The sequence below is a fragment of the Nocardioides sp. genome (assembly GCF_004803405.1).
GTDB classification, from domain to species: Bacteria; Actinomycetota; Actinomycetes; order Propionibacteriales; family Nocardioidaceae; genus Nocardioides; species Nocardioides vastitatis.
This window is the reverse complement of record NZ_SSXI01000188.1, coordinates 1-3,902: the sequence shown is the minus strand read 5'-3', so window position 1 is coordinate 3,902 and position 3,902 is coordinate 1. Positions and strand designations below refer to the sequence as shown.

Sequence of the window (3,902 nt, the reverse complement as noted above, 5' to 3'; positions counted from 1 at the left end):
CACGACCGCGTCGCCGATCCGGTCGTGCAGCCCGCGACGTCGCCGCTGCGGATCCATCGCGGCGGTCCACGCCAGGGTGGCGACGCCGAGGCCCAGGGTCGGCAGCCCGCCGAGGCCGAGGGCCAGGGTTCGCCCGAGGGCGGGAAGGAAGCCGACGGGCCGGCCGTCGGTTCGTCGTACGACGCGAAGCCCGACGGCGGCCTTCCCCGGCGTGAGACCGGTCGTGCCGAGGAGGATGGCTGTCACCAGACCGAGCAGCAGCGCGACACCCGCGAAGGTGGCCACGGCGACCCAGAAGCGGTCGGGTGCCGCGAGCCGCCAGACGGCGTACCCGGCGACGGCGGCGATGCCCCACGAGAGGGCGCGGTCGAGCGCGAACGCCGAGAACCGCCGGTCCAGCTCCGCAGGCGGGAACATCGTGGCCTCGGGCCGCGGTGGGACTGGTGGGACCGGCGGGAAGGACGGGGGGGTTGCTGGCATCCGGACGCGCTCCGAGTAGCGACGGCCCGTCAGGGCCGGGTGACCTGGATGGTGATCCCGTCGCCCAGGTTGATGACCGCACCCGGGATCAGCTGGACCGCGATACCCGGCTTGAGATCCTCAGGACCGAGGCCCGGCTGGACGAGGACGGTGCCGTTGGTGGAGCCCATGTCGGTGACGACAGCGGTGCCGTGGTCCGCGCCGGTGCCGGGGCGCACCTCGACGTGCGTGGAGGAGATCTCGTGGAGACGACTCGGGACGGTGACGAGCTGCGGCTGCTCGGTCGAGGTGAAGCGACGGGCCTCCGGTGCCCGGCCGATCAGCACGGCGCGGTCGACCACGACCGTCTGGCCGTCGGAGATCAGCAGCTTGGCGACCGGCTGGGTGACCGCCGGGGCGGGTGGCTGGCCGGGGATCCCGGGAACGGGCGAGGCCGGCTGCTCCCCCGCACCTGCGACGGTCAGCCCGTCGTGGTCGACGTCGCCGCCGGGCGAGGCAGGGACGGGCGGCGGGGGCGGGTAGTTCCCGCCGATGGGCTCCCACGACCCGATGCCGAGTGGCGCGGGCTCGTTGACGCCCGGTTCGCTCGGGGGCGGCGGCGGGGTCCAGTCCGGTGGGACGACCTCGGTCGCGCTGTCGGCGGGCGGGAAGGTCGGCGGGGGGAACGCGGGGGTGTCCGGCTCGGCAAGGCGGTCGGGCTGCTGGGCGTGCTCGTCCTCGACCTGGTCGGTGAACTGGTCGGTGAACTGGTAGGGGTCGGCGGGCTCGTCCGCCATCGGCTCGCGGTCGCCCGCGCCGGCCTCCCCCGTCTCGGCCAGCGGTGCAGGCGAGTCCCACGGGGTGATCCAGCCGTCCGGAGCGGTCTGCGGCTCCTCCTCCTGTCCCGGCGCGGGCTCGCCCGCTGGCAGGGGGTCGGTGAGCGGGTCGCCGGTGATCGACGCCATCAGCTCGGTCGGCGGGCCGTCGTCCTCGGCCGGGACGGGCGCCTGGAGCGAGCTCGGCTCGTCGGCGATCTCCTCGATCTCCGGTTCGCCTCCTGCAGCCATCGCGCCACCGGCCGTGGCGCCGCCAGCCAGCACGCCACCGGCCATCCCGACACCGGCGGCAGAACGGTCGGCGAACGGATCCCACTCCTCGGGCGCCGACTCCGGCTCCGGTGCTGCGTCCGGAGCTGCGTCCGGAGCTGCGTCCGGTGCTGCGTCCGGTGCTGCGTCCGGTGCTGCGTCCGGTGCTGCGTCGAGGGATGCCATCTGTGCCGCGGGCAGCTCCTCGCCCGCGTCGCCGGCGACCGACGGACGATCGATCCGGGAGACCCGGACCAGTCCGGTCAGGATCCGGAAGTCGCCCGGGTGACCGACATCGCCGGCCTCCGCCTCGGCCTCGGGCACGGTCACGGTCAGGGCGGACACATCGTCGATGCTGCGCTCCACCCAGGTGTGGCCGGCGGCGCCGTCGAGCATCACGTCCTCGCCGTCGGCAGCCAGCCTCGCGGTCACGCCCTGGCCACGCAGCAGCACCCGGGTCGGTCCGCCGTCGGTGCTGACCAGCACGAATCCGGGCAGCTTGCTCAACCCGGAGGTGAGCAGCCCGTCGAGCACCTCGTCGAACCCTGCGCCACCGTCGACGAGCGCCCAGAGCGAGACGACCTGGTCCTTCTGCGACGGCGGCAGGAGCACCGTGACCTTGCTGCCGAACACCGCGAACCACGCGCCGGCGCGATAGGACCACGCGTCGCCGGCGCCAGAGTCGATCTCGCTCACGGCAGTGCTCCCAACTTCTGCTCCAGACTCACCCGCTGCGCGTCGGAGTCGTATGGCTTCTGGTGGCTCAATCCCACCACATCGACGACGACAGCGGTGGCGTTGTCGCGACCTCCCGCGGCGACCGCGGCGGCGACCACCTTGTCGGCCGCGTCCCGAGGATCATCGCACTCGGCGAGGATCGCAGCGATCTGGTCGTCGGTGATCATCCCGCTGACCCCGTCCGAGCAGAGCAGCAGCCGCTCGGCGGACGCCAGAGGGATCAGGAAGAAGTCGGCTTCGCCGCTCACGCCACCGGGCAGGGCGGAGCCGCCGAGGGCGCGGGTGATGACGTTGCGACTCGGGTGCACGGCGGCCGCGTCCGCACTGATCTGGCCGGTGTCGACCAGCTCCTGGACGAGGCTGTGGTCGACGCTCACCTGCTCGAGGCGCCGCTCGGCGACCCGATAGATGCGGGAGTCGCCGACGTTGGCCAGCAGCCACAGCGGCTCCCCTTCCTGCTCCACCAGCAGCGCCACGACCGCCGTGGTGCCGGCCGAGAACGTCGACGGCGCTCCTGCGGCGCGCTGCTCGGCGTCGTACGCGAGGATCCGGTCCTGCACCGCCTCGAGCGTCGCCGCGACGGCCTCGGCGCCGCGCTGGGCGTCGAACCCGTCGGCGGCCAGCCGGGAGAACTCCTCGACGACCAACGCGCTGGCGATGTCGCCGCGGTCGTGCCCGCCCATGCCGTCGGCGACCACGAACACGGGCGGGTCGGCGAGGTACGCGTCCTCGTTGACCTCACGCACGAGGCCGACGTCGGTGGCCGACCCGTGGTGCAGCTCGACCTGGATGGCGCCACTCATGCCGTCGTCGGCCTCTGTAGCGTGGCCGGCGTGGGAGCACATCCGACCGGGCATCGTTCGCTGGCCGACCAGCTGCGGTCGTGGCCGGACGCTCGGCTACAGCGCCTGCTCTCGGAACGTCCCGACCTTGCCACCCCTGCCCCTCACGACTTCGGACAACTAGCCTCTCGCGCCGCGGTCAGGAACTCGATCGCACGCGCACTCGACATCCTCACCCGAGGCGAGCTCTCGGTGCTAGATGCCCTCGTCGTGGCGCGCCAAACCACCGACACCGAACTCGTCTCGATCGTGCACGCGCCGGAGTCCTACGTCGTCGCCGCGATCGCTCGGCTGAGGGACCTCGCGCTGGCGTGGGACTCCCCCGAGGGGCTGCGGGCGCTGACCGGGGTGGGAGACGCGCTCACCGGGGGGCCCGAGACCGGCGTCAGCGGGCTTCGGCCGCGTTCGGCGCAGCCCCGGACGGTCGAGGAGGTGATGGGGGTGATCGAGGCTCTGCCGGATGCCGCCCGGACGCTCCTCGAGCACGTGGTCTCCCAGGGGGGTACGGCGAAAGCCGGGTCGGTCCGGATCGGGCTGCGGCTCGAGGACGCCGAGAGCCCTGCGGAGGTGCTGGTCGCCCACCGCCTCCTCGTGTCCGGCGGCTCGGCGAACCTGGGGCTGCTCGTTGTTCCGGGCGAGGTGGGCCTCGCCGTGCGCGGCGGCCGGACCACCCTGGAGCCGGTCGACGTGGCACCGGACGTCGCGGGCGCGCCGCGGTCGGCACGCCTCCTCGAGAGCGCGGCGGTGGGCGCCGCGACCGACTTCGTGCGGCGGACGG

Annotated in this window: 3 protein-coding genes and 1 pseudogene; 1 reads left to right on the top strand and 3 read right to left on the bottom strand. The window is 73.7% G+C overall.

The features are described 5' to 3' along the window. The 3 genes from E7Z54_RS13260 to E7Z54_RS13250 form a co-directional block, all read right to left on the bottom strand. A partial coding sequence (locus E7Z54_RS13260) for an RDD family protein (RefSeq protein WP_168798318.1) occupies positions 1–417 on the bottom strand: 417 nt, incomplete at its 3' end. Positions 418–509: 92 nt separating this feature from the next. Then, positions 510–2,240 (bottom strand): hypothetical protein, encoded by a 1,731-nt coding sequence (locus tag E7Z54_RS13255; RefSeq protein WP_136434433.1) that lies wholly within the window; start codon positions 2,238–2,240, stop codon positions 510–512. Further along, complete coding sequence (locus E7Z54_RS13250; protein WP_136434431.1) at positions 2,237–3,085, bottom strand: PP2C family protein-serine/threonine phosphatase; 849 nt, start codon at positions 3,083–3,085, stop codon at positions 2,237–2,239. Before E7Z54_RS13250 ends, E7Z54_RS13255 begins: the two co-directional genes overlap by 4 nt. A 30-nt stretch (positions 3,086–3,115) precedes the next feature. On the opposite strand from E7Z54_RS13250, the pseudogene E7Z54_RS13245 reads away from it, so the two are divergent. Beyond that, positions 3,116–3,902 (top strand): annotated as a pseudogene (locus E7Z54_RS13245) (hypothetical protein); the annotation flags it as partial.

What these genes read in the sequence shown, in the direction of transcription:
- E7Z54_RS13250 (WP_136434431.1), bottom strand. Translation starts at nt 3,085, where the DNA reads ATGAGTGGCGCCATCCAGGTCGAGCTGCACCACGGGTCGGCCACCGAC.